The 243-nt window shown below is 63.8% G+C and carries 1 protein-coding gene and 1 pseudogene; both read right to left on the reverse strand.

Features of this window, described 5'->3' with window-relative positions:
- A partial coding sequence (locus tag AAZU54_RS27435; RefSeq protein WP_434727864.1) for a hypothetical protein occupies positions 1 to 81 on the reverse strand: 81 nt, incomplete at its 3' end.
- Between the two features lie 35 nt (positions 82 to 116).
- Positions 117 to 243 (reverse strand): annotated as a pseudogene (locus AAZU54_RS27440) (lipid A biosynthesis lauroyl acyltransferase); the annotation flags it as partial.

The following is a 243-nucleotide window of genomic DNA, read 5'->3' on the forward strand; positions in this document are numbered from 1 at the left end:
GGCGATGCCAGCCAATACGCCGACCTGATAGGCGGCGCGGGCGCCGCCGCCAGAGAGGATCAGGCCGGTGGTTGGGGTCATGTGGTCCTCCCTGGAATCATTGGTGTTTCAGTCATGGCCTCTTCGCTCTCGCCCGGGAAGTCGTCCAACGGCGGATGAATGACCAGGCGATAACCACTGCCATCGTCCAACCGCCGCTGGGTGAACGGAATCACCCGTGCCTTGCCCAAGCGGGCGAACTTG

It is taken from the genome of Pseudomonas sp. Je.1.5.c (assembly GCF_051129895.1).
GTDB lineage: Bacteria > Pseudomonadota > Gammaproteobacteria > Pseudomonadales > Pseudomonadaceae > Aquipseudomonas > Aquipseudomonas urmiensis.